Consider the following 21,304-nt stretch of genomic DNA (forward strand, 5'->3'; position numbering starts at 1 on the left):
GGGGCGGAGGGTGCGTGGGCGTCAGCCGGCCGGCTTCTCCGCCCGGATCGTGAGGTACATGGGGACGGCGCGGCGCGCCTCGCACGTGCGGGGGTCCCGGAAGTTGTCCGGTACGGGCCGCCCCTCGGACAGCCCGGTCAGGGCGAACCCCGCCCCGAGCAGCTCGCTGACGTAGGTCTCGACGGGACGGTGCACCTTCCGTACGGAGGAGCCGAGCCACTCGCAGGCGCGCGCGCCCTCGTCGAAGTAGCCGCGCACCCGCATCTCGGACGGCACGCCGTCGTGGAAGTCGCCGTCGTAGGCGCAGGTGACCACGGGGTGCTCGACGGAGAGGACGAACCGGCCGCCGGGGACCAGGGCGGTCCGCACCTCGCGCAGGAGCGCCGGGAGGTCGTCGAGGTAGTGCACCACCATGCGGGCCGTGACCACGTCCCACGCCCCCGGCTCCCGGCAGGTCCAGGCGTTGAGGTCGGCGCGTTCCAGCGTCGCCGGGTCCAGGCGGGCGGCGGCGGCCGCGAGCATCCGGCTGCTGCCGTCGATGCCGTGGTAGCGGTCCGCGCCGGCCCGCAGCACCGACACGCCGAACGTGCCGTCCCCGCAGCCGAGGTCGAGCACCGCACGGTCCCGCAGGTCGCCGACGAAGGCGAGGACGTACGGCTCCTCGAGGGTGGTGTTGCCCTCGTCGGCGGCCGCCCGGGCCTCCTGGTAGCGGGGGAAGACCGTGGCCTCGTCGTAGAAGTCGGGGCCGTAGTCGAAGGTCGCGCCTGACATGGGTTTCCGCCTCGGTTCAGTGGGACGTCACGGGGTAGACGCGGCCGTCGTACGAGCCGGCGAGGAAGCGGTCGGTGCCGGCGTCGTAGAAGAGCGAGGAGATGCCCGCGGTGGTGACCCGGCTGACGGTCGACCAGGTGTCGGCGGTCACGTCGTAGACGGCGACGAGGCCGTGGTACGAGCCGGTGGCGACGTACCGCCCGTCGGTGCTGGCGGCGACGCACTTGATGGAGTGGTCGTGCGGCGTGGCGATGACCGTGGGCTCGAAGCCGCGCCACAGCCGCAGCTTGTAGTCGCGGCTCACACTGGCGAAGTCGCCGCCGGGCAGCGGCGCGCAGCCGTTGGCGATGCGCTCGTGCGCCTCCTCGATGTGGTGCAGCCGCTCCAGGCCGTCGACGGAGAACCAGGTGGTGCTGGCGTCGGCGCAGACGGAGAAGATCCGGCCCTCGGAGACGGCGATGCCCTTGACGGCGTTCTGGTGCAGTCGGAGCGTCGCCTCGTGCCGTACAGAGCCGTCGGCCGCGACCGACAGGACGATGCCCTCACCGGTGTACGCCCCGATGACGACGTGCGGGACGCCGTCGCGCTCGAAGGCCGCGCCGCAGTTCAGCGGGGAGCGGTGCTGGTGGAGGACCTCACCGGTCATCGCGTCGAAGACCTTGCCCATCTGCCCGCCGGTGAGGACGCGCCCGCCGACCGGGGTGAGGAAGTTGCACAGGCTGCCCGTCTCGCTGTGCCGTTCCCCGTCGATCCACAGCACGCCCGCGTCACCGATGGTGAGGGTGCGGCCGCCGTCCACGGTGACCGCGTTGACGCAGGGCGTCTGCTCCACCCCGTCGACGTTCCACTCGTCGGCGCCGATGCGGTACGTCGCGTACGAGGATCCGAAGGTGGCGAAGGCGAGGGTGTCGCTGTCGAGGAAGGCGCACGAACGCGGCCAGATGTCCGAGGGCAGGGACGCCCTGGCCACCTCGGTGAGATCGACGGAGGTGTCCCACACGCGGAGCGTGCGGTCGTAGCTGAGGCTCACCAGGAGGTCCCGCTCGGCGTTGTACACCAGGCGCTTGATGCCGGCCTCGTGGGCAGGGTGGTTCTCCACGTTCTCGCCGGTGACGACGATGATCTCGCCCTCGTCGTTCCCGGCGTAGATGACACCGGTGCGGGTGATGGCGACGGTGTCGGTCTCGACCCCGGCGAGGTCGATCTCGTCGGTCATCGCGCCGGTCTCCAGCGACCAGCGCTTGATGGTGCCGTCGTCGCTCGACGAGACCAGCTCGTCGGTGCCGGCGACCCACTCGACCGAGATGACGTCCGCCGTGTGTCCCTCGAAGGTGGTGACCAGCGTTCCCGTGAAGTCGTACACGCGGACGTTGTGGTCGCGGGACGCGGTGGCGATGAGTTCCTTGGTCGGGTGGAAGACCGACATCTCCACGTCGTCCTTGTGGTCGGCGAGGACCGCGACCAGGCTCAGCTTCGGCAGCGACCACAGGCGGGCCGAGTAGTCGCTCGACGAGCTGACGAGGAAGCGGCCGTCCGGGCTGAACGCCGCCTGGTTGGCGAGGTGGTCGTGGTTCACCCGGGCGAGCGGCTGCTTCGTCGCGGCGTCCCAGAGGATGAGCTGGTTGTCGTAGCCGGCGGTCGCGACGTACTGCGTGCCGTAGGCGGCGACACCGCTGATGGGACCGTAGTGGCGGATCATGGGGTTTCTCCCTTTCTGAGTGACGGGGTGGCGGTCAGGAGGTGGCTTGCCTGACCTGCGGGCTGGCGAGCAGGTGGGGAGCCAGGCGCCCGGTGAGCCGGTAGCCGAGTCCGCCCAGCGCGACCAGGGCCGCGAGGACGGCCCACAGGACCGCGCTGTGCCGCTCGATCAGGACGCCGACGAGCGCCGGACCGGCCACGGCGGACAGGGTCCAGGTGAGGTTGAACAGGGCGAGGAACCGCCCGCGCGCCTGCGGCGGGCTCGCCGTCGCGGACAGCGCGACGAAGGCGGGGGTCGCGGTCATCTGCCCCGCCGTGAAGAGCAGGACCGCCAGGAACACGACCACCACCATGGCGGCTTCGCCGACGGCCGGCACCGCGGCGAGCAGGCCGACGGCGCTCAGGATGAGCCCGGCGCCCCAGGAGATGACGCGGCCGCGCCCCACCGCACCGAGCCGGCCGGTGACGTACGTCTGGCCGACGACGATCAGGAGGGAGCTGACCATCAGCGTGGTGGAGGGCAGCCAGGTCGGCAGGGCCCGTACCTCGACGAGGTAGACCGGGAGGATGACCGTGGGGATGAGCCAGCCGAACGTGAGCGCGGCGTGGGAGGCGAGGAGGCAGAGGAGCACCCGGTCGCGGAGGATCGTGCCCCAGCCGGCCTGCGGGGCCGCGGCCTCCTCGCGGGCCGTCGGCGGGTCCTCGGTCTTCGGCCCCGGCGCGGCGGTGGTGTGCGGCGTAGCGGACGGGTCCGGCGCCGCGCTCGGGTCCGGCGCCGCGGACGGGTCCGGCGCCGCGCTCGGGTCCCGGCCCGCGCCCTCGGCCGGCCGCGACCGCGGTGAGGGGCGCCGGAACAGGAAGGCGGTCAGGACGCTCGTGGCCGCGTTGAGCACCACGATGAGCAGGGGCGCCCCCGACCAGCCGGTGCCCAGGACGAAGCCGCCCACGGCGCCGCCGAGCGCCACGCTGGCGTTCTTGCCGGCCGCGGTGAAGGCGTACCAGCGGTCCAGTTCGGCGCCCTCGGCGAGGTCGGCGACGAAGGCCGGCCAGGCCGCCCAGTACAGGCGTTCCGCGCAGAGCACCACGAGCATGCTCGCCACCAGGGCGTGCAGGGAGTCGACCAGCAGGTAGCAGAGGTAGCCGGCGGCGGCCAGCACGTTGTTGGCGATCAGGCAGGCGCGCGGCCCCCAGCGGTCCACCGCGCTCCCCGCCAGCGGGGAGAACGGTATGGACAGCAGCGTCGCCAGACTGGCCCCCCACCCGACCTCGGTCACGGTGAGGTCGGTGGTGAGGAGGAAGAAGAGGAACGACAGCGGGGTGAACATGCCCACCCCGAACGTGTCCAGGGAGGTGGCGGCCACGATGCGCCCGTGGCCGGTCAGATCCGGAAGTCCCAGGCGTCGCCGCCACTGCGCGGCCACAGTGTCCGGAGATGCCGACGAGGTCATGCCGGGGCCACGTCCGTCAGCACGATGCGGTGGCCGGCCTGTGCCTTCGCCTCGATGTAGCGGCGGTTGCTGCTGCGCAGGAACACCCCGGTGCCCACGGTCTCCTTGACGGCGATACCGCCGGCCGTCAACTGAGCCGCCTTGTCGGGGTTGTTGGTGAGCAACCGGATGCGGCCGACGCCGAGGGCGCCGAGCATCTGGGCGGCGACCCGGTAGTCGCGGGCGTCCGCCTCGAAGTTCAGCCGGAGGTTGGCCTCGAAGGTGTCCAGGCCCTCGTCCTGCAGCAGGTAGGCGTCGAGCTTGTTGTACAGGCCGATGCCCCTGCCTTCCTGGCGCAGGTAGAGCAGGATGCCGCCGTGCTCGGCCAGCAGCCCGAGGGCTTCGTGGAGCTGGGGGCCGCAGTCGCAGCGGCCGGATCCGAAGACGTCGCCGGTGAGGCACTCCGAGTGCACGCGTACCAGCGGTGCGGGTCCGGGATCGTCGCCGAAGACCAGCGCCAGGTGCTCGCGGCCGTCGAGCAGACCGGTGAAGGTCGCCATGCGGGCCGTCACCGGCCCGATGGCGGTGTCCACCGGCACGGCGACCTCGGCGCGGACGGTGCAGTGGGGTACGTCGGGTACGTCGCCGTGCTGGTTCTCTCCGATGGGTGCAGCCGTGGTCATCGCATCCTCCATGCGGTGTCGTGCTGGTCGTGTGGGGGAACCGGCCTGTTACGCCGCGTCCGCGAGCCGTGGGTCCTGCCAGATGCGCTCGGCCGGGGGAAGGGCGGCCCGCCGTTCGGCCGGGACCGGGCGCGGTGGTCCGTAGGTGCGGTGGTCGTCGCGCCCGGCGGCGAACCCGTGCTCGGCGAGGGTCGTCAGCCGGGCCGCGTGCCGCTCGGTCCACAGGCGCTGCTCGGCGGGGAGCGCCGTGCCGCCGAGGACCAGGCTGCGCAGCGCGACCCGGACGAGCCTGGGTGGCGGCACCACGGGGCCGGGACTGGTGTGGGCCCCCAACAGGTAGGCGCAGTACCACAGTTCCTCGCAGAGCCGGAGCATGCCGTCGGGCGCCTGCAGGTCCCGGCGGGCCTTCTCCCAGTGGGCGAGGCCGCGCCCGGTCATGCCCGTTTCGTCGAGGTAGGCCCGCAGAGAGATGAAGCGCGGCTCGTCTTCCAGGGGGTCGGGGCCGGTGAGGACGATGTGGGCGCGTCCGCGGAGCCGGTGGACGAGCACCCCGGGCAGGCGGGCCGGGCCGCTGTCCGCGGGGCGGTCCCGGTCGCGCTCCCGCTCGCCGGGCGGGGCGCCGGGCGGGTCGCCGGCCCGGTCGTGTACGTCGTCGGCGAAGCAGGCGGAGTGCCGGGGCCCGTAGCGGTCGTTGCCGACGAGGCTCGGCTGCCCGGTGTGCTCGACGAGGTGCGGTACGGAGATCAGCACGCGCCGGCCGCGTGCGCGCAGTACGCGGGCGAGGGCCACGTCGTCGGGTTCGGGCTCCGCGTGGTCGGGGTGCGTGGCGGACAGCAGGGCCTCCACGTCCCGTCTCGGCAGGAGCAGGGCGAGGGTCGGCACCCACTCCCCCGGCACGGCGGGTACCCAGCGTGCGCCGCCGAGGGCGGCGGCTCGGGTCGCCGCGCCGTTCCACGAGTCCCAGTTCGCGTAGAAGGCGAGCGGTGTGTCGGGGTGTTCGCGGACCGCAGACTCGACGCGCTCGGCGAAGTCGCGGCACAGCTCCACGTCGTCCTGGAGCACCAGGTGGTGGGTGGCGCCGGGGCGGATGGCGGCCCAGGCCGCCCACGCGGTGCGCAGGGTAGTCGGCGGGCCGTCCGGCCGCGGGTCGAGGGCGAGCCGGGTGTGCCAGCCGCCTAACGCCTCCGCGAGGCGGGCCGCTTCCGCCTGCCGGCGGGGATGGGTCATCACAGCGGCACTGATGACGACGCCGGAGGCCGCGGGCCCGGCGGGGATGGCGTCACCGGCCATGCGGGCGCTCCTCCCGTAAGACGGCACCGGATGCGGCAGCCCCGGCTTCCGACACCTCGGGTGCCGGGTCCGCGGCCTCCGCGGCCTCGCCTCGGGAGACCTCGGGTGCCGCGCCCGGAGCTTCCCCGGCCTCAGCGGGCCGACCTGCGGCAGCCTCCGCGTCGGAGACCTCGGGTGCCGCAGCAGGCACTTCGGCAGCGCCGGCTTCGGAGACCTCGCGGACGCTGTGCCAGCCGCGGTCACCCCTCGCCCACTCCCAGAGCGCGCGGTACACCGCCACGGAGCCGACCAGGTGCCAGGGCACGACCAGTAACCAGGCCGTCCCGTCCGCCCGGTCGCGGTACTCGGGGCTGCGACGCGCCCCCAGCACGCACAGCGCGTCCACGACGAGCAGTCCGGCGGCCGCCTTGCGGGCGCGGCGCGAGGCCACGGCGGTGGCGAGGAGGGCCGGCATGGCGGCCCGGGCGGCCATGCTGCCCACGCTGACGGCGCCCAGCACCCGGCCCCGCGCGGAGAGCGTCGGCCAGTTCACGGCGACGGCCCGCAGCTGCCCGCGCGCCCAGCGCGCCCGCTGCCGCAGCGCGGCGCCGGCGTGCTCGGTGGAGCTGACGCCGGACGGCGTACGCAGGAAGCCGGTGCGGACGCCTCGGCTCATCAGCTCCAGCGACCAGTGGTAGGACTCCTCCACGTCGTCCTCGCGAACGGGACGCACCCGGTCCCAGGTGGACGCCCAGGCGTAGACGGAGCTTCCCGCGACCACGTGCACGCCGGCGACCCGGGCCAGGCCGCGTACGGAGGCGTGCCAGACGGCGTCCTCGGCGGCTCTGACCCGGGCGGTGAGCCCGCGCCCGCGTTCACTGACCTCCTCGGCCTGGACCAGCGCGTAGCCCTGCTCCAACGCCCATACGGCTTCGGCGGGTTGCCCGGGACCGGGGACGACGTCGGCGTCGACGACGACGATCACGTCCCCGTCGGCGTACGGGAAGGCGTGGTTGAGCGCGGCCCCCTTGGGCCGCATGCTCGGCAGTCGCAGGATCCGCCAGTCGAGGTCCGGACGGTCCGCGGCGGCCCGGGCCCGGGTGGCCCGTTCGGCGTCCTGGTCGCCGTCCGATCCGTCCTCCACGAGCCACAGCACCTGGAGCAGCTCCGGCGGGTACTCCAGGGCCGCCACGGCGCGGGCCGAGCGCGTCAGGGTGGCCTCGGTCTCGCGGTAGAAGGGCATCAGCAGGGTCAGGCGCCGGGAGGGCCGCCACTGCGGCGGAACTCCGTCCGCCGCGTACGGGATGACCGGCCAGGTGGGGACCAGAATGTCGGTCATATGCGCTCTGAGGTCGGGTTTTCGAGCAGAGCCCGTGATATCCGCATGGCCGGGGTCCGAGAGTCGGCGGAAGAGCTTCTGCGCGAGCGGAGTACGTGTGGCACTTTCATTCCCTTCAGGCAGGAGAAAAGCGCGTCACCGGCAGATGAATAAGCAACGGCGAGTCACGGTCACCGGCAGTGGTCCACGAATAGGCGAAGATCACCCCCAGCACCTCGGCAAGCCAACACCACAGCTCAACGGTCTGTCAACGATGATCATCGACATAATTACCGGCTCAACTAAACAGGTTGACAGCCCAGTTGGATGCTCATAGCGTGACCGGCCACCGCAGGAGTCCGCTCACCAGGGAGTCACCGTGGAGACGTCGGATGGCAGCCCGGATAAATATGAAACGAAGCTGCGTAAGGGTTTTACAGAAACCCTTCAAAAAAGGGTGACTTGCCTGCCGTGAACCTCGACGAGGTGCATTCACCGCAGTGCAACACGCGGTGGGACTTCCGCGCCTCACACTTTTGCGGCAGCGGTGAGTGCACCGGCGCACTCGGGCACGACACCGGCGGTGGGACGAAGTGCCGCGACCGACCGATGCGAAGGAGCCGCGTACCGTGTCCATGCCCCATGTCCTGCTGTCGGCCGCGGTGTCGCTGGACGGCTGCCTCGACACCCGCCCGGGCGAGGACCGGCTCCTGCTGTCCAGCGACGAGGACTTCCGGCGGGTGGACGCCGAGCGCGCCTCCAGCGACGCCGTGCTGGTCGGAGCGGGGACGCTGCGCGCCGACAACCCCCGCCTGCGAGTGCGGTCGCGCGCCCCGCACGCGTACCCCCTGAAGGTCACCGTCACCCGGAGCGGCGCTCTCGATCCCGCCTGGCGGTTCTGGCACCACGGCGGACGCAAGGCGGTGTACGCGGTGGGTGCCCGCGCGCACGCCAGGGCCGTGGCCGCCGTCGGCGACCTCGCCGAGGTGTACGAGGTGACCGAGGTGGCCGGGGACGAGAACGCCGCCTGGGAGGCCGTTCTGCGGCACCTCCACACGCTCGGCGTGCGACGCCTGATGGTCGAGGGCGGCGGGCAGGTCCACACCCAGCTGCTCCAGCGGGGCTTGGCGGACGAGTTGCAACTCGCCGTCGCACCCCTGCTGGTGGGACAGCGCGACGCGCCGCGCATGCTGGGTCCCGGCACGTATCCGGGCGGCCCCCTGCACCGCCTCACCCTCGTCGAGACCCTGCCGGTCGGCGATGTGGTCCTCCTCCGGTACGCGTTGAGCCGGCGCCCCGGCACCGACGGCCGGCCCACCGCGGCGGACGAGGCCTGGCTCGCCGAGGCCTGTCGCCTGGCCGCCGCGTGCCCGCCGTCGCGGGCCGCGTTCTCCGTCGGCGCGATCGTCGTCGCCGCCGACGGGGAGGAGCTGGCCCGGGGCCACTCCCGTGAGGGCGGTGACCCGCACGTCCACGCCGAGGAGTCCGCGCTCGCCAAGCCGGCCGGGGACCCGCGGCTGCGCGGGGCGACCGTCTACAGCAGCCTGGAACCCTGCGGCCGGCGCGCGTCGCGCCCTCGCCCGTGCGCCCGGTGGATCATCGACTCGGGGGTACGGAGGGTGGTGACGGCCTGGCGCGAGCCGGACACGTTCGTCGCCGCGGCCGCCGGCGCGGAACTGCTCCAGGCGTCCGGCGTGACCGTGGTGGAGATCCCGCGGTACGCCGACGCCGCGATGAGCCCCAACGCGCACCTGCTGTCGAGCTGAGGAGGGACGGGTGGAAGACGTGTACGACGTGGACTGGGTCGAGGTCCCGGCCGGGTTCCTGTACCGGGGCACGCCGACGGAGGAGGTGGCGGAGGTCGCCCACCGCTTCCGTGACACCGGTGTGCCGGTGGAGTGGTACCGGAAGGAAGCCCCGCGTACGGAGATCCGGGTCCCGGCGTTCCGGATCGCCCGTACGCCCGTCACGGTCGGCCAGTGGACGCGCTTCGCGGTGGCCACCGGCAGGCCGGTCCCGCAGGCGCCGGCGGACCACCCCGTCATCGGGGTCCCGTGGGACGAGGCGACGGCCTACTGCCGATGGCTCGGGGAACGGCTCGGCGGTCTCGCGGTGCGGCTGCCCACCGAGGACGAGTGGGAGCGCGCCGCGCGCGGGGACGACGGCCGGGAGTTCCCGTGGGGGGACGAGTACCGCACCGGTCTGGCCAACCTCGTGGACCTGGGCGTCGGGGCGACCGTGCCGGTCGGCTCGTTCCCCGAGGGCGCCAGCCCGTTCGGCGTGCTCGACATGGCGGGCAACGCCGACGAGTGGACCTCCACCCTCTACGCCCCCTACCCGGGCGCCCCCGACGACGTGCCGCGGACCGAGGACTGGGCCTTCGACCCGCACGTCACGCGGGGCGGGTCCTTCCGCCACGACCGGGACCTGGCCCGGTGCGCCCGCCGGCACGGTGTCTACGAACGGGACCTGGCAGCGCTCGGCGTGGGGTTCCGCGTGGCGGCACCCGCGGAGTGACGGGAGCCGCCCACGGCCGGGCGCAGCTCCGCCAGGACCTCCCGCACGCGGTCCGCCCGGGGGACGCCCTCCGTGCGCCAGGTGCCGATGGTCAGCGTCGGCACCGTGTGGATGCGGTGGGTGCGCCGGGCGTCCTCCTGCTCGCGCAGGTACTGCACGGCGGTCGCCTCGGAGGTGACGAACGCGCGGAACTCGCGTGCGTCGAGCCCGACGTCACCCGCCAGGTCCGCCAGCAGCCCCGCGTCCGCGATGTCCAGGTGCTCCAGGAAGTGGGCGTCGAAGACGCGGTCGCTGTAGGCGAGGCCGACGCCGTGCCGCTCCGCGTAACGGTGGCCGCGCAGTGCGAGGCCCGTACGCGGCAGGGGCAGCGAGGGGGCGGAGCCGAGCCGGACACCGAGCCGTTCGGCCATGGGGAGGACGGAGTTCTCCCAGACCCGCTCGGGGTAGTCGCCCTCACCGGGCGGCGGGGTGCCCTCCGGATGCAGCTCGTAGGCGCGCCATACGGTCCGGACGTCCGGATCGGTGAGGGCGTCGGCGAGCACCTTGCGGGTCATCACGGAGAACGGGCATATGTAGTCGAACCACACGTCGATCGTCGTCACCCCCGCGGTCGCCATCGCACCCGCGGTCGCCGTCGCACTCGTCGTCACGGTCGTACTCGTCATACTCGTCGTCATCGCGATACTCGTCGTCATCGTCATGAGCCTCCGTCATGAGGCGGGCCGGACCGTCCGGCCCGTGAAGTGTGAGGGGGTGGCGGCGGTCCGGCCGCCCGGGCGGCGCCCATGCGGCGGGTGAGCGGCCGCTCGAAGAACGTGTACAGCAGCCAGGACAGCCCCAGCGTCACCACGAGCCCCAGGAGCAGCACCCCGACGCCCGCCGGGGTGTCCCAGGACCGGTCCGCGCCGAGGACCCGGTGCCCGTACATCTGCACCAGCCGGTGCGACAGGTAGAAGGCGAAGGACAGTTCGCCGAGGCGGACGAGGAGGCGCGTACGGAACGGTGAAACGTTTCCGCGCAGGTCCGCGGCGGCCGCGGCGGTGACGAGCCAGGCGAGCGGCACGACGGTCGTCGCCACCATGCCGTACGCGAACGGCACCACGAGCGCGACGCCGTAACCGGCCACCACCGCGGCACCCGCGAGCGGCAGCCCGGGGCCGCGCCACCGCCCGGCCCCCAGGATCCGCGCCATGACCATGCCGAGCACGAACTCCAGGGCGCGTACGGGCGGGAACGCGAACACGAACCAGTAGTGCTCCTCCGAGATCGCCAGCCACCACATGTCGGGTCCGGCGGGCACCACGGCGGAGGCGAGGGCGGGGACGCAGAGGACGGCGAGCACGAGTCCCGCCGCCCACCACCACAGGCGGGCCGGACGGATCGCGTCCACCAGCCGCAGCAGGGCGGGGAAGGCGAGGTAGAAGACCGCCTCGCAGGCGAGGGACCAGCTGACCGGATTGGCACTGAGGATCACGTCGACGTCCGGCGTCCAGGTCTGGACGAGCAGCAGGTTGCGCACGGCCCCGGGCACCGCCTGACCGGTCCAGACCAGAAGGGCGACGGCGGCCGTGAAGGTCAGGACGTGGTTCGGGTAGATCTTCCACGCGCGCCGCCGCCAGAAGCGGCGTGCGGTGTCGTCCGGGCGCGCCGACCAGGTGAGCAGGAAGCCGCTGAGGACGAAGAAGAAGGAGACGCCGACCCAGCCAGCCTTGGAGAACAGCAGGGCGAAGGCGGCGTTGGTCCCGGGGTCGCGGAAGACGTTCTCGTACGTGGCGTGGAAGAGGAAGACGAGCAGCGCGGCGGCGAACCGCATCCCGGTCAGGGACGGCAGCCGCCGGCCACCGCGAAGGCCGTCCACGGCCGCACACTTCGCGCCAACGGAGCGCGCGGCGGCGGATCGTGTGCTCGCGTCTCGTACGTGAACCGCCACGGCACTCCCTCCCCTTGTCCGTGCGGCCAGCCTGCGGTCCCGCCCTTGGCCGGGACAACGCCGACTTGCACAAGAAGCGATGAGTTCCAGCCCTCAACCGCCGTTCCCGGGGCGGGACTTCCGAAAGTCGTCGCCGACCGGTGAACCCCCTTGGAAAATACAGAACGTTCTCTATTCTTTTACGAGTGAGGTGTCCTCTCACGCCGTCCGTCCGAACCAGTCGAGGGGGAACGCATCGTGGCTGCGCACGGCATCACGGAGTTACGGGGACCGGCCGAACCGGCCCCGCTCGCCGCCTACGCCGACTACGCCGAGGGGCTCTTCGGCCATCTGCCGCGCGCGGACCAGCGCAGGTGGGCCCAGGCCTACCTGCAGGGACTGCTCACCACGCCCGGCAAGAAGTCGGTCCGGCGGCTGGCCGCCGCCGTCTCCACCTCCCCCACGGCCTCGCAGTCGCTGCAGCAGTTCATCAACGCCAGCCCGTGGGAGTGGGAACCCGCCCGGGGCGAGCTGATGCGCTGGGTCGAGGAACGCGCCCCGGTCCGGGCCTGGACCGTCGCCCCGGCGGTGCTGCCGAAGCGGGGCGACCACTCGGTCGGGGTGCACCGCCGCTTCGTGCCGTCGGCCGGACGTACCGTCAACTGCCAGGTGGCGCTAGGGCTGTTCCTCTCCGTCCCGGGGCACAACGTCCCCGTCGACTGGCGCCTGTTCCTGCCCGACCACTGGGCCGACGACACGGGGCTGCGGCGGCGCACCCGCATCCCGGACAGCGTGCGGCACCGGCCCCTGTGGGCGGACACGCTCGACCTGGTGGGGGCCGCGGCCGCGCGCACCTCGCTGGCCGCGGTCCCGGTAGTGGCGGACATGACGGAGCTGCCGAGCGTCGCCCCGCTGGTCTCCGGACTGTCGCAGCGGGGGTACGACTTCCTCGTCGCCGTGCCCGACGGCATGCAGGTGATCGCGGACGGGCACCTCAAGGCCCAGCCCGCCGCGCACGCGGCTGCGGCCGCCTCGACGCTCAGCGCCCGGTCCTTCCTGGCCATGAACAGCCGGCGGCACCCGCACACGGCCACCGTGACGGCGTCCGACGGCCGGCAGCGGATGCTCCGGATCGTCTCCGGCCTGGTACGGGTGCCCGGCGTCCGCACGGGCACCGGCGCACCGCACCGCACCTACCGGCTCTTCGCCGAGTGGCAGGCGGACGAGCAGCGGCCGTCGGTCGTGTGGCTGACCAGCATGGTGCAGACGCGCATGAGCGACCTGCTGACGCTGACCCGCCTGCGCGCGGGCAGCGCCGCGACGGTCCACTCCCTGCGCGAGCACCTGGGGCTGCTGGACTTCGAGGGCCGGTCGTTCCCGGGCTGGCACCACCACATGACGCTCGTCTCGGCCGCGTACGCCTACAGCCGCCTGGCCGGGCTCGCCCAGCGCTCCGAGCCACTCGGCCTGACCAGACGCACCGCCTGACCCCCGCCCCGATCGGGAGGAGCCCTCGGCCGCCGCATCCCTCCTGCGGCGGCCGAGGGCTCAGGACCAGCACGGTGGCGACGAAGCCTTCGCAGAGAGCCAGCAAGATGGCGGAGCGCGCCGGGATCACGGTGGACTGGGCGCGGCACGGGGCCACTCCCCAGGCGCCGTTCCAAGACGTGCAGGTCTCCCCCGCCACGGGGATGTCCGCTCCGGCGGAGGGTGACGCCTGGGCTGCCGGCCTGCGCGAGAGGGCACGGGAGCTGGGACGGCGCATGGCCCGCTGATGACCACCGTCCGGCCGGGCCCGAAGGCGCGGATGCCCGGCTGATCGGGTCACCGGCAGGGGCTCAGCAGACCCGGACCCCGTCGATCAGGTTGTTCCAGGAGGTGTTAGCGAGGCTGTCCTCCGTGTGGTACGCGTGGCTGTCGAACTTGTAGACCCAAGAGCCCTGCCAGTTGTAGAACAGGGACCGCGTGCCGGAGGTCTGGTTGTTCTTGTACGAGGTGAGGCGGTCGTTGAAGCCGTAGTCACTCAGGTTGCGGAACGCACAGGTCTTGAACGACAGCTTCGTGCCGGTCCAGTCGGCGCCGTCCCACAGGCACAGGTACGTGTAGGAACAGCTGGTGTCGGCCGCAGCGCCGGGCACGGACACCGTGATGCTCGCGCTGCCGTCCTTGGTCCGGATCTCGTTGTACCCCACCTGCTCCGCCGGAACCTTGATGTCCGCCAGCCGGGCTTCCACCCGGTCCTGCAGCTGGGCGGCCTGCCGGGCCGAAAGGCCCACCGCCTTCGCCTCCGCCGCGTACGTCGACTCGCCCGACTGCGTGGCCCGGTCGGCAGCCGCGGCGGTCGCGCTGCCGGCTCCGAATGCCAGCGCCATGCCACACAGCAAGGCTGTGGTGCGATTCGTGGTCCTGGACCTGAAGTTCATGGGGGTTTCCCTCCGTCGGTGGGTCGCGCTTCACGAACAGGTTCCGACGGGGGGCGCCCGTCGCGCACCACTCTTTGGCCTCAGCCACATCGAACGCCCAACAAGCCCTGTCCCATCGGCGTCACCGCGTGCAGTACGTGCTTGCCGTCGCGTCGGCTGGTCAGCAGACCCGCTTCCCTCAGCACCGTCAGCTGCTGGCTGGCGCTCGGCAGGGAGATACCCACCGCCGCCGCCAGTTCAGAGGTGGTGCCGCAGTCACGCGCCGCCGTCTCGTGGAGCAGTGCGGCCCGGGTGGAGCCGAGGAGCCGGGCGAGTTCGGGGGCGGCCGCCGTGAGCGGAGCGACCGTCTTGTCCGCCGGGTAGACCAGCACCGGCCGCAGGTCCTCGTCGATGAGGGTGATCGGCCGGCGCCAGCAGAAGTACGAGGGGACCAGCCGCAGGCCGCGCCCGCGCAGGTGCAGGTTCCGCTCGATCGGGTAGTCCACCTCCAGCACGGGCGGACGCCACATCGCCATGGGACGGAACGTCTCCAGCAGGGCCCGTGTGCCGCCGGTGGCCAGGGCGCGGGACCGCCACGCGAAGTCGGCGCGGACAGTGCCGTCGACCCGGTCCCAGGCGGGTGCCAGAAACGCCTCGTGGTAGGTCCGCAGCCCATGGCCCAGAAGGCGCAACGCCTCCATGTCACCGTGGGCCAGGGCCGGATAGGCGACCGGCTTCCCGGCCGCTCTGGCCAACGACGTCAGTTCGGCGCGCAGTTCGCGCCGGGGGGTGGACAGCACCCGATCGATTCCGGCCGCCAGGCTGATGTTCTCGCCCTCGAGATGCGGGGTCAGGAAGTCCGGCATGTAGACGGCGTACGGCACCAGGGTCCGCAGCATCGACGCCGCCCACCGGGGCGCCCCGCCACTCCGGATGCGCGTCCGGACCACCCGCCGCCAGTGGTCGAAGGCGAGGGGACCGTCCCTGCTCTGGAGCCGGCAGACGCTGCAGACGATCTCCCAGAGCGGGTCGGGGCTCCGGGCGACCCGGATGTTCTCCAAGTCCTGGCTGGTGAAGTGGATCCGCAGCAACGACTTCCTCCGACGTCGTGGACGTGGGCACGGAACGCGCACGCCCTATGCTGAGGAACCCCCGTAAACAAATGATCGGCGCAGGATGAACCCGGTCGTCCGGAGCGGGCAAGCCACCGGGCCTGCCCGCTCACCGACCGTCCCTACAACGGGAACCGACCTCCCGTCCGGCGCCTCAGCGAGGGGCGACCGTCTCCGTCGTCACCGTCGCGGAGAAGGCCACCTGATCCTCCTGCCAGGCGGTCACCTTCGTCCGGTGACGGCCCTGCTCGTCGTGGCGCTCCGGGGCGTCCGGCTCGGCGGTGATCCAGCACGGGGAGTCGAACTCGACGTACCGGAAGAAGGCGATGTCCATGCCGGTGGGCAGCACCCGACGGGCGGGGTCGAGTGCCTGGGTGGCCTGGCGGGCGGCTTCCAGCAGCAGCATCCCGGGCGCGTGGTCCACCGGGTGGTCGAAGAGCACAGGGTGGGCGGTGTCCGTGCGCAGCCGCCAGCCCCGGTCCGCGTCGGGCGCGGACAGCACCACGTCCTGCGGCCGGTCGCGGCCCACGAGGGCCGGAGGCACCGGCGGTGCGGGGGCGAGGGCGCTCGCGAGGACCTCGTCCAGGTCGGCACGGCCCGCGCGCAGCCGCTGGTAGACCGCCGGGGTGTAGCAGCCGAAGCGGGTCTCGGCGGTGGCCAGCGGCATGCCGTCGCGCGAGATGTCGAAGTTCATGGTCACGGCGGCCAGCTGGCCGCCGCGGCGCCTGATGTCGGAGGCGGTGACGGTTAATTCGAGCTCGGCGGGCACGAACTGCGCGGCCAGCGCCGCGGGGTCGAGCGTGTAGCGGAAGAAGTCCCAGCTGAGCCGGGTTCCGAAGGGGACGTCGTACGCCGCGTGCGACAGGAGGGGCAGGGTCTGGCGGATGGTCTCGCTCAGCAGGAGCGGGTCCTGCGTCCCCTCCTGCGTCAGGTAGAAGCTGTGCTGGCGGGGCCACTGGGCGGTGACGGTGAAGCAGTCGGGCCCGATCGGTCGCCAGCCGGTGAGGAACACCTCGGCTATGGCCGCGCGGTGCACGTACTCCCTCGGAACGGCGTAGGTCAGCGTGGGCGTGAGCACGGGAGTGGACGCGCTGGGCGCGACCGGCTGCCGGGTGGTGTGAGACATGCGGAACCTTCCCCCTGATGTCCGATGTGTGTGACAGACCGTCCTGTACGGCGATGTCGTGCCCGCACGCTCATAAAATAGAGAGTGTTCTTTTTGTTTGTCGAGGGAAACCGTGAGAACTTTCGCCAACCGCAGGTCAACGCAGGGATGTTCGGACTGTCGTCCCACATGGCGAGCGGATACCATAGAGAGCGTTCTCTACGTTTAAGGGGAGGGTGCATGCCACGGACGAAGCAGGAACGGGCCGTTCGGACCCGCGAGGCGATCCTGCGCGCGGCCGCCGAGGTCCTCGACGAGTACGGCTTCGCCGGCGCCAGCATCACCAAGATCGCGGAACGGGCCGGCGCCACCACCGGGGCCATGTACTTCCACTTCAAGTCCAAGGAGGGGCTGGCGCTCGCGGTGATGAACGCCCAGCCCGACACCATCGTCCCGATGCTCCGCTCCCGCGGCCTGCAACGACTGGTGGACATCACCCTGCTGTGGTCGTGGCAGATCCAGCAGGACCCGATGCTGCGGGCCGCCGTGCGGCTGGCCGTGGAACAGGGCGCCTTCGGGATGCGCGACGACACGTCGTACCGCACGTGGGTCCGCATCATGACGGACTGCCTGCTCGAAGCGCGCCACGACGGCGAGCTCCGGGATTCCGTGGACCCGGTGGAGGTGGCCGAGTTCGTCGTGGGCGCCTGTACCGGCATCCAGCTCTACTCCCAGCTCGTGAGCGGACGGGCCGACCTGCCCCAGCGCACCGTGGGCATGTGGCGCAACCTCCTCCCCGGGATCGCCGTTCCCTCCGTCGCGGAGCGGATCGTGCTCGACGCCGACCGCGCGAGGCCGGCGTGAGCGCCCCCACCCACGGCGGACTCCGCACGGCACCGCGCGCGGCCGAGTCGGAACGGAACGACGACGAGCGGCCGGCCATCGTGGTCACCGGCGCCAGCGGCACCGTGGGCCACACGGTCTCCGCCCTGCTGGCACCCCACCACCGGGTGCGCGCCCTCACCCGGGACCCGGCCCGGGCCGCCCGCCGGGGACTCGCGGGCGACATCGTCGGCGCCGACTTCGCCGACCGCGCGTCCCTGGCCCGCGCCTGCCGGGGAGCGGACGCGCTGCTCCTCGTCACCAGCGACCCGCTCCGGCCCGACCACGAGGACAACGTGCTGGCCGCGGCCGAGGCCGGCGGCGTACGGCACATCGTGAAGGTGTCCGCGCTCGCCGTGACGGATCCGGAGGCCCAGGACCTGGTGACCCGCTGGCAGCGCGAGAACGAGCAGCGATTACGGGCCACGGGCATGGAGTGGACCCTGCTGCGCCCGCGCGCCTTCATGTCGAAGACGCGCGACTGGGCCCCGTCGATCGCCCGGAAGTCGGTGGTACGGGCGCTGCACGGCGACTCGCGCATCGCCTGCGTCGATCCGCGGGACATCTCCGAGGCGGCGGCGCGCGTACTGAGCCGGCCCGGGCCGCACGCGGGACGGGCGTACTCCCTCACGGGTCCGGCCGCGATCTCCGCCCGGGAGCAGTGCGCGGAACTGGCCTCCGCGGTCGGCAGACCGCTGGACTTCGTCGAGCTGACCCCCGAGGAGGCCCGCGACGCCTGGCGGCGGCGCTACCCCGAGCCTCTGGTGCGGGCCCTGCTGGAGATGAGCGACCGTCAGGCGGCGGGCGGCAAGGCCGTGGTGGCCGACGGGGTCGCGAGGCTGCTCGGCCGGACGCCCACGCCGTTCCGGACCTGGGCGCGGGACCACGTAGGCCACTTCCTGGCCGCGTAACCGGCCGTTCGTCACGCAGCTCACGGACCGCGGCGTACGTGAGGATGTCGTAACCGTCGCGTGGTCACGGCACCCGAGCAGTTGAATGGGTGCATGACAACCACTCACTTACTGCTCACCGACAAGGTCATCATGGTCACCGGCGCGTCCAGCGGCATCGGCGCGGCCGCCGCCCGGCTGTTCGCGGCGGAGGGCGCGGCGGTCGTCCTGGTCGCCCGCCGCGAGGAACGGCTGCGGGCCCTGGAGAAAGAGATCGCCGGCAGCGGCGGCCGGGCGACGGCGGCGCCCGCGGACGTGACACGGCCGGACGAGGTCGAGCGCGCGGTGGCCCTGGCGGTGGACACGTACGGCGGCCTGGACGGCGCCTTCAACAACGCCGGCTGGGCGACGGTCGGAACGGAGCTGCACGAGACCGACGACACGGTCTTCCAGCAGATCATGGACGTCAACGTCCGGGGCGTGTGGAACTGCATGCGCCACCAGATCCCGGTCCTGCTCCGCTCGCCCTCCGGCGGCGCCATCGTCAACACCTCCAGCGTCGCCGGCGTCCTCGCCACCGGTGCCGTCGCCCCGTACGTCGCCGCCAAGCACGCGGTCATCGGCCTCACCCGGGCGGCGGCCGCCGAGTACGGGCAGCGCGGCCTGCGGGTGAACGCGCTGGTGGTCGGCAACACCCTCACCGAGCTGATGGACGAGGTGCTGGAGGAGACGCCGGGGCTGGAGGAGCGCTTCCTCGCCCGCCCCATCCAGAAGCGGATGGCCGCCCCCTCCGAGGTGGCCGAGGCCGCCGCCTGGCTGTGCAGCGACCGCTCCTCGTTCGTGACGGGGGCGGCGGTGCCGGTGGACGGCGGCTGGACGGCCGCGTGAACCGGACACTCACCTGAGACCCACGGTCCTCCTGAGGCCCGCCGCCCCGGAACGGCCCGGGCGGCGGGCCTCACCCCCGGCCGCCGCTACGCCCAGAGGCTGACCGCCGGCGTCCGGTCCTCGACGGCCTGAGCGGCGTCGAGGACGAGCTCCTCCTCGAAGCGGCCGCCGATGAGCTGGGCGCCGACGGGGAGGCCGCCGTCGAGGCCGACGGGCACCGTGACGGCGGGAAAGCCCAGCACGGGTACGGCCGTCATCGGCCACATCGCGGTGAAGAGCCGTCCGGCGCGCGCCTCTTCGGCGAGGTCGGCGTCCTGCTCGAAGGGCGGCTCCGCGCAGACCGGGGTGAGCAGAAGCCGGTCGGAGCCGAGGAACTCCTGGAGCCGGGTGACGAGCGTGGCACGGCGGGCCCAGCCGTTGATGTAGGTCTCCAGGCCGGGGCGCTCGCCCCAGGTGACGGCCGCGGCCGCGAAGTGCCCGGCCAGCGCCGTACGGATCGCCTCGTCGCCGACCTGCTCGACCAGGGGCAGCATGGGGCGCAGGTCCTCGGTGATCAGCAGCGACCACAGGCGCGCCGCCTCGGCGAGCAGCGGCATGCCGTCCAGCTTCTCGACCTTGTAGCCGGCGTCGCTCAGCCGCGCGGCGGCGCCGCTCACCGCCCGGTCGACGGCGGGGTGGTTGTCGACGGTGCCGATGCTGCGGACCACGGACACCGTGACGGCACCGGCGGCCGTGCCCGCCCGCTCGGGGAGCGCCGGGACACCGTGCGGGTGGCGTACGTCCGGGGTGGTCATCGCCCGCAGGGCCAGCCGGGCGTCGGCCACGGTGCGGGCGAGCGGACCCTGCACGGCGCAGGCGTGGACGGTGGGCGGGAAGTCCAGTTCGACGGGCCCGTCGGCGGTGTCGGCGAAGGCGGGCGGGGCCCAGTCGGAGACCCGGCCGACGGTGGGGCGTACGCCCACGACTCCGCAGCAGGCGGCGGGGAAGCGGATGGACCCGCCGATGTCGTTGCCCTGGGCGAGAGGCGTCATGCCGGCGGCGAGGCTGCTGGAGGCGCCGCCGCTGGAGCCGCCCGGGGTGCGGCCGTGGTCCCAGGGGTTGAGCGTGCGGCCGTGCAGGTCGTTGGTGGTGAACCAACGGAGGGAGAAGGCCGGGGAGTTGCTGCGGCCGAGCGGGATGGCCCCGGACCGGCGCAGGGCGGTGACGCAGGCCGCGTCGCCCTCGGCGGGCCGATGGGCGAAGGCGGCCACGCCGTTGGTGGTGGCGTACCCCCGCTGCTCCGTGTTGACCTTGATCGACACCGGTACGCCGTGGAGCGGGCCGAGGTCTGCGCCCGCGGCCACCGCTTCGTCGGCGCGGCGGGCGTCGGCCAGCGCTTCGTCGGGTCGTACGTCCACCAGGGCGTTGAGCCGGGGGTTGGTCTCCTCGATGCGGGCGAGGCACGAGCGCACCACCTCGACGGCGGAGACCTCGCGGGCCCGGATGGCGGCGGCGAGGTCGGTGGCGGTGCGCTGCCACAACTCGGTGGGGTGGGCTGCATTTCCCATGGACACCTCGTGGAGGGAGAGCCCCGGGTGCGGCAGGGCGCCGGGCGGGGACGGAGAAGAGAGAGAAGCGTCACGCGCGTCGTGATCCGTGATCCGTTGATCCGTGCATCTGCCGACCAGCCGATGCGCGAGGTGCCGATGTGCCGATCGGGGCCGCTCGACGACAGCGACGACAAACACCGTCATACAACGGCGTTGTACATCGGGGCCAGCCTGCTGCGGACCACCCGGCGTTGTCAACCCTCAGGCCTCACTCCCCGCCGGAGGGCCGCTCCCGCGACAGCAGGTCGATCAGCGCCAGCGCGACCCGTGTTCCCCGCTCGCGGGTCCAGGTGTCGGGGTCCTCCAGGGTGGACAGCCAGTAGCCCCGGAAGAGCAGGTGCAGGATGTCGGCGCTCAGCGCCGCGTCGGGGAGTCCCGCCTCGGCGACGAGGGCGCCCATCTCGTCGCGGCCGCGCCGGGCGGTGGCGCGCCGCAGCTCCTCGACGTCCGCGCCGGCGCCGGGGCCTGCGCTGGCGATCTCCATCAGCAGGCGGCGCAGCACCTCGTCGTCGTGCTCGGTGGTGCACATCCAGCGGGCGACGGCCTGGAGCCGCTCCGGCCCCGTGAGACCTTCGAGCACCTCCTCCATCTCCCCCGCCCAGTCCCTCTCGGCACGCCGCAGGGCGTTGATCATGAGCGCGGAGCGGCTGGACACGTAGTTCGTGACCATGGCCGTCGATCCGCCGAGCTGCGCGGCCACGGCGCGGATGGTGACGGAGCGGACACCCCGCTCGCGCGCGACCTGGATGGTGGCGTCGGCGATCTCGTCGAGCCGCCTCGCCTCGTCTACCTCAATCGGCATGTCGCAGACCTTAACTCAGGGGGTTGACCCGCTTATCCGGAG

General features: G+C 72.8%; 20 protein-coding genes. 7 read left to right on the top strand and 13 right to left on the bottom strand.

Annotated elements, in window-relative coordinates; all coding sequences use genetic code 11:
- Nucleotides 1-21: 21 nt before the first annotated feature.
- From AC07FJ_RS21045 to AC07FJ_RS21070, 6 genes are all read right to left on the bottom strand, one after another.
- A complete protein-coding gene (locus tag AC07FJ_RS21045) occupies nt 22-771 on the bottom strand; it encodes a class I SAM-dependent DNA methyltransferase (protein ID WP_479050882.1) in 750 nt (249 codons plus the stop codon).
- A gap of 16 nt (nt 772-787) precedes the next feature.
- Nucleotides 788-2,470 carry a WD40 repeat domain-containing protein gene (locus AC07FJ_RS21050; RefSeq protein ID WP_479050883.1) on the bottom strand — a complete coding sequence of 561 codons (1,683 nt, stop codon included), beginning with the start codon at nt 2,468-2,470 and terminating at the stop codon, nt 788-790.
- Between the two features lie 34 nt (nt 2,471-2,504).
- Nucleotides 2,505-3,830, bottom strand: a complete 1,326-nt coding sequence (locus AC07FJ_RS21055) for an MFS transporter (RefSeq protein ID WP_479050884.1) — start codon at nt 3,828-3,830, stop codon at nt 2,505-2,507.
- A gap of 83 nt (nt 3,831-3,913) precedes the next feature.
- Nucleotides 3,914-4,579, bottom strand: coding sequence for a GTP cyclohydrolase II (locus tag AC07FJ_RS21060; protein ID WP_479050885.1), 666 nt, complete (start codon nt 4,577-4,579; stop codon nt 3,914-3,916).
- A gap of 48 nt (nt 4,580-4,627) precedes the next feature.
- Nucleotides 4,628-5,869 (bottom strand): hypothetical protein, encoded by a 1,242-nt coding sequence (locus AC07FJ_RS21065; protein ID WP_479050886.1) that lies wholly within the window; start codon nt 5,867-5,869, stop codon nt 4,628-4,630.
- On the bottom strand, nt 5,859-7,187 hold the full coding sequence (locus tag AC07FJ_RS21070) for a glycosyltransferase (protein WP_479050887.1): 1,329 nt from the start codon (nt 7,185-7,187) through the stop codon (nt 5,859-5,861). The genes AC07FJ_RS21065 and AC07FJ_RS21070 overlap by 11 nt, the downstream gene beginning before the upstream one ends.
- Nucleotides 7,188-7,795: 608 nt before the next feature.
- On the opposite strand from AC07FJ_RS21070, the gene AC07FJ_RS21075 reads away from it, so the two are divergent.
- Both AC07FJ_RS21075 and AC07FJ_RS21080 read left to right on the top strand, forming a co-directional pair.
- Nucleotides 7,796-8,932, top strand: coding sequence for a dihydrofolate reductase family protein (locus AC07FJ_RS21075; RefSeq protein WP_479050888.1), 1,137 nt, complete (start codon nt 7,796-7,798; stop codon nt 8,930-8,932).
- A 10-nt stretch (nt 8,933-8,942) separates the two neighbouring features.
- Nucleotides 8,943-9,683 (top strand): formylglycine-generating enzyme family protein, encoded by a 741-nt coding sequence (locus tag AC07FJ_RS21080; RefSeq protein WP_479050889.1) that lies wholly within the window; start codon nt 8,943-8,945, stop codon nt 9,681-9,683.
- On the opposite strand, the gene AC07FJ_RS21085 is transcribed toward AC07FJ_RS21080, so the two are convergent.
- Together AC07FJ_RS21085 and AC07FJ_RS21090 are read right to left on the bottom strand one after the other, a co-directional pair.
- A complete protein-coding gene (locus tag AC07FJ_RS21085) occupies nt 9,623-10,378 on the bottom strand; it encodes a DsbA family oxidoreductase (RefSeq protein WP_479050890.1) in 756 nt (251 codons plus the stop codon). The two genes, AC07FJ_RS21080 and AC07FJ_RS21085, sit on opposite strands and share 61 nt — an antisense overlap.
- Before the next feature lie 2 nt (nt 10,379-10,380).
- The gene (locus AC07FJ_RS21090; RefSeq protein WP_479050891.1) at nt 10,381-11,541 is read right to left on the bottom strand and encodes an acyltransferase family protein; all 1,161 of its coding nucleotides are present in this window, start codon (nt 11,539-11,541) and stop codon (nt 10,381-10,383) included.
- A gap of 309 nt (nt 11,542-11,850) precedes the next feature.
- Here AC07FJ_RS21090 and AC07FJ_RS21095 point away from each other — a divergent pair, with 309 nt between their 5' ends.
- Nucleotides 11,851-13,080, top strand: a complete 1,230-nt coding sequence (locus AC07FJ_RS21095; RefSeq protein WP_479050892.1) for an IS701 family transposase — start codon at nt 11,851-11,853, stop codon at nt 13,078-13,080.
- 74 nt (nt 13,081-13,154) lie between these two features.
- A complete protein-coding gene (locus AC07FJ_RS21100) occupies nt 13,155-13,367 on the top strand; it encodes a hypothetical protein (RefSeq protein WP_479050893.1) in 213 nt (70 codons plus the stop codon).
- A 63-nt stretch (nt 13,368-13,430) separates the two neighbouring features.
- Here AC07FJ_RS21100 and AC07FJ_RS21105 read toward each other — a convergent pair whose 3' ends face one another.
- The 3 genes from AC07FJ_RS21105 to AC07FJ_RS21115 all read right to left on the bottom strand — a co-directional run bounded on the left by AC07FJ_RS21105 (nt 13,431) and on the right by AC07FJ_RS21115 (nt 16,232).
- Entirely contained in the window at nt 13,431-13,964 is a 534-nt protein-coding gene (locus tag AC07FJ_RS21105; protein WP_479050894.1) for a peptidase inhibitor family I36 protein, read from the bottom strand.
- A 131-nt stretch (nt 13,965-14,095) separates the two neighbouring features.
- Nucleotides 14,096-15,085, bottom strand: coding sequence for an ArsR/SmtB family transcription factor (locus AC07FJ_RS21110; RefSeq protein ID WP_479050895.1), 990 nt, complete (start codon nt 15,083-15,085; stop codon nt 14,096-14,098).
- Nucleotides 15,086-15,260: 175 nt separating this feature from the next.
- Nucleotides 15,261-16,232, bottom strand: a complete 972-nt coding sequence (locus AC07FJ_RS21115; RefSeq protein ID WP_479050896.1) for a ScbA/BarX family gamma-butyrolactone biosynthesis protein — start codon at nt 16,230-16,232, stop codon at nt 15,261-15,263.
- A gap of 219 nt (nt 16,233-16,451) precedes the next feature.
- Here AC07FJ_RS21115 and AC07FJ_RS21120 point away from each other — a divergent pair, with 219 nt between their 5' ends.
- From AC07FJ_RS21120 to AC07FJ_RS21130, 3 genes are all read left to right on the top strand, one after another.
- Entirely contained in the window at nt 16,452-17,075 is a 624-nt protein-coding gene (locus AC07FJ_RS21120) for a ScbR family autoregulator-binding transcription factor (RefSeq protein WP_355353314.1), read from the top strand.
- Entirely contained in the window at nt 17,072-18,004 is a 933-nt protein-coding gene (locus tag AC07FJ_RS21125) for an NAD(P)H-binding protein (protein WP_479050897.1), read from the top strand. Before AC07FJ_RS21120 ends, AC07FJ_RS21125 begins: the two co-directional genes overlap by 4 nt.
- 93 nt (nt 18,005-18,097) lie before the next feature.
- On the top strand, nt 18,098-18,871 hold the full coding sequence (locus AC07FJ_RS21130; protein ID WP_479050898.1) for an SDR family NAD(P)-dependent oxidoreductase: 774 nt from the start codon (nt 18,098-18,100) through the stop codon (nt 18,869-18,871).
- Nucleotides 18,872-18,957: 86 nt separating this feature from the next.
- Here the strand turns inward: AC07FJ_RS21130 and AC07FJ_RS21135 are convergent, their stop codons facing one another.
- A complete protein-coding gene (locus AC07FJ_RS21135) occupies nt 18,958-20,418 on the bottom strand; it encodes an amidase (RefSeq protein ID WP_479050899.1) in 1,461 nt (486 codons plus the stop codon).
- A gap of 250 nt (nt 20,419-20,668) precedes the next feature.
- A complete protein-coding gene (locus AC07FJ_RS21140) occupies nt 20,669-21,262 on the bottom strand; it encodes a TetR/AcrR family transcriptional regulator (RefSeq protein WP_479050900.1) in 594 nt (197 codons plus the stop codon).
- Nucleotides 21,263-21,304: the final 42 nt, after the last annotated feature.

The organism is Streptomyces sp. NPDC045998 (assembly GCF_056430285.1).

What these genes read in the sequence shown, in the direction of transcription:
- AC07FJ_RS21130 (WP_479050898.1), top strand. Translation starts at nt 18,098, where the DNA reads ATGACAACCACTCACTTACTGCTCACCGACAAGGTCATCATGGTCACC.
- AC07FJ_RS21140 (WP_479050900.1), bottom strand. Translation starts at nt 21,262, where the DNA reads ATGCCGATTGAGGTAGACGAGGCGAGGCGGCTCGACGAGATCGCCGAC.
- AC07FJ_RS21135 (WP_479050899.1), bottom strand. Translation starts at nt 20,418, where the DNA reads ATGGGAAATGCAGCCCACCCCACCGAGTTGTGGCAGCGCACCGCCACC.
- AC07FJ_RS21050 (WP_479050883.1), bottom strand. Translation starts at nt 2,470, where the DNA reads ATGATCCGCCACTACGGTCCCATCAGCGGTGTCGCCGCCTACGGCACG.
- AC07FJ_RS21045 (WP_479050882.1), bottom strand. Translation starts at nt 771, where the DNA reads ATGTCAGGCGCGACCTTCGACTACGGCCCCGACTTCTACGACGAGGCC.
- AC07FJ_RS21060 (WP_479050885.1), bottom strand. Translation starts at nt 4,579, where the DNA reads ATGACCACGGCTGCACCCATCGGAGAGAACCAGCACGGCGACGTACCC.
- AC07FJ_RS21105 (WP_479050894.1), bottom strand. Translation starts at nt 13,964, where the DNA reads ATGGCGCTGGCATTCGGAGCCGGCAGCGCGACCGCCGCGGCTGCCGAC.
- AC07FJ_RS21070 (WP_479050887.1), bottom strand. Translation starts at nt 7,187, where the DNA reads ATGACCGACATTCTGGTCCCCACCTGGCCGGTCATCCCGTACGCGGCG.
- AC07FJ_RS21120 (WP_355353314.1), top strand. Translation starts at nt 16,452, where the DNA reads ATGCCACGGACGAAGCAGGAACGGGCCGTTCGGACCCGCGAGGCGATC.
- AC07FJ_RS21085 (WP_479050890.1), bottom strand. Translation starts at nt 10,378, where the DNA reads ATGACGACGAGTATCGCGATGACGACGAGTATGACGAGTACGACCGTG.
- AC07FJ_RS21115 (WP_479050896.1), bottom strand. Translation starts at nt 16,232, where the DNA reads ATGTCTCACACCACCCGGCAGCCGGTCGCGCCCAGCGCGTCCACTCCC.
- AC07FJ_RS21065 (WP_479050886.1), bottom strand. Translation starts at nt 5,869, where the DNA reads ATGGCCGGTGACGCCATCCCCGCCGGGCCCGCGGCCTCCGGCGTCGTC.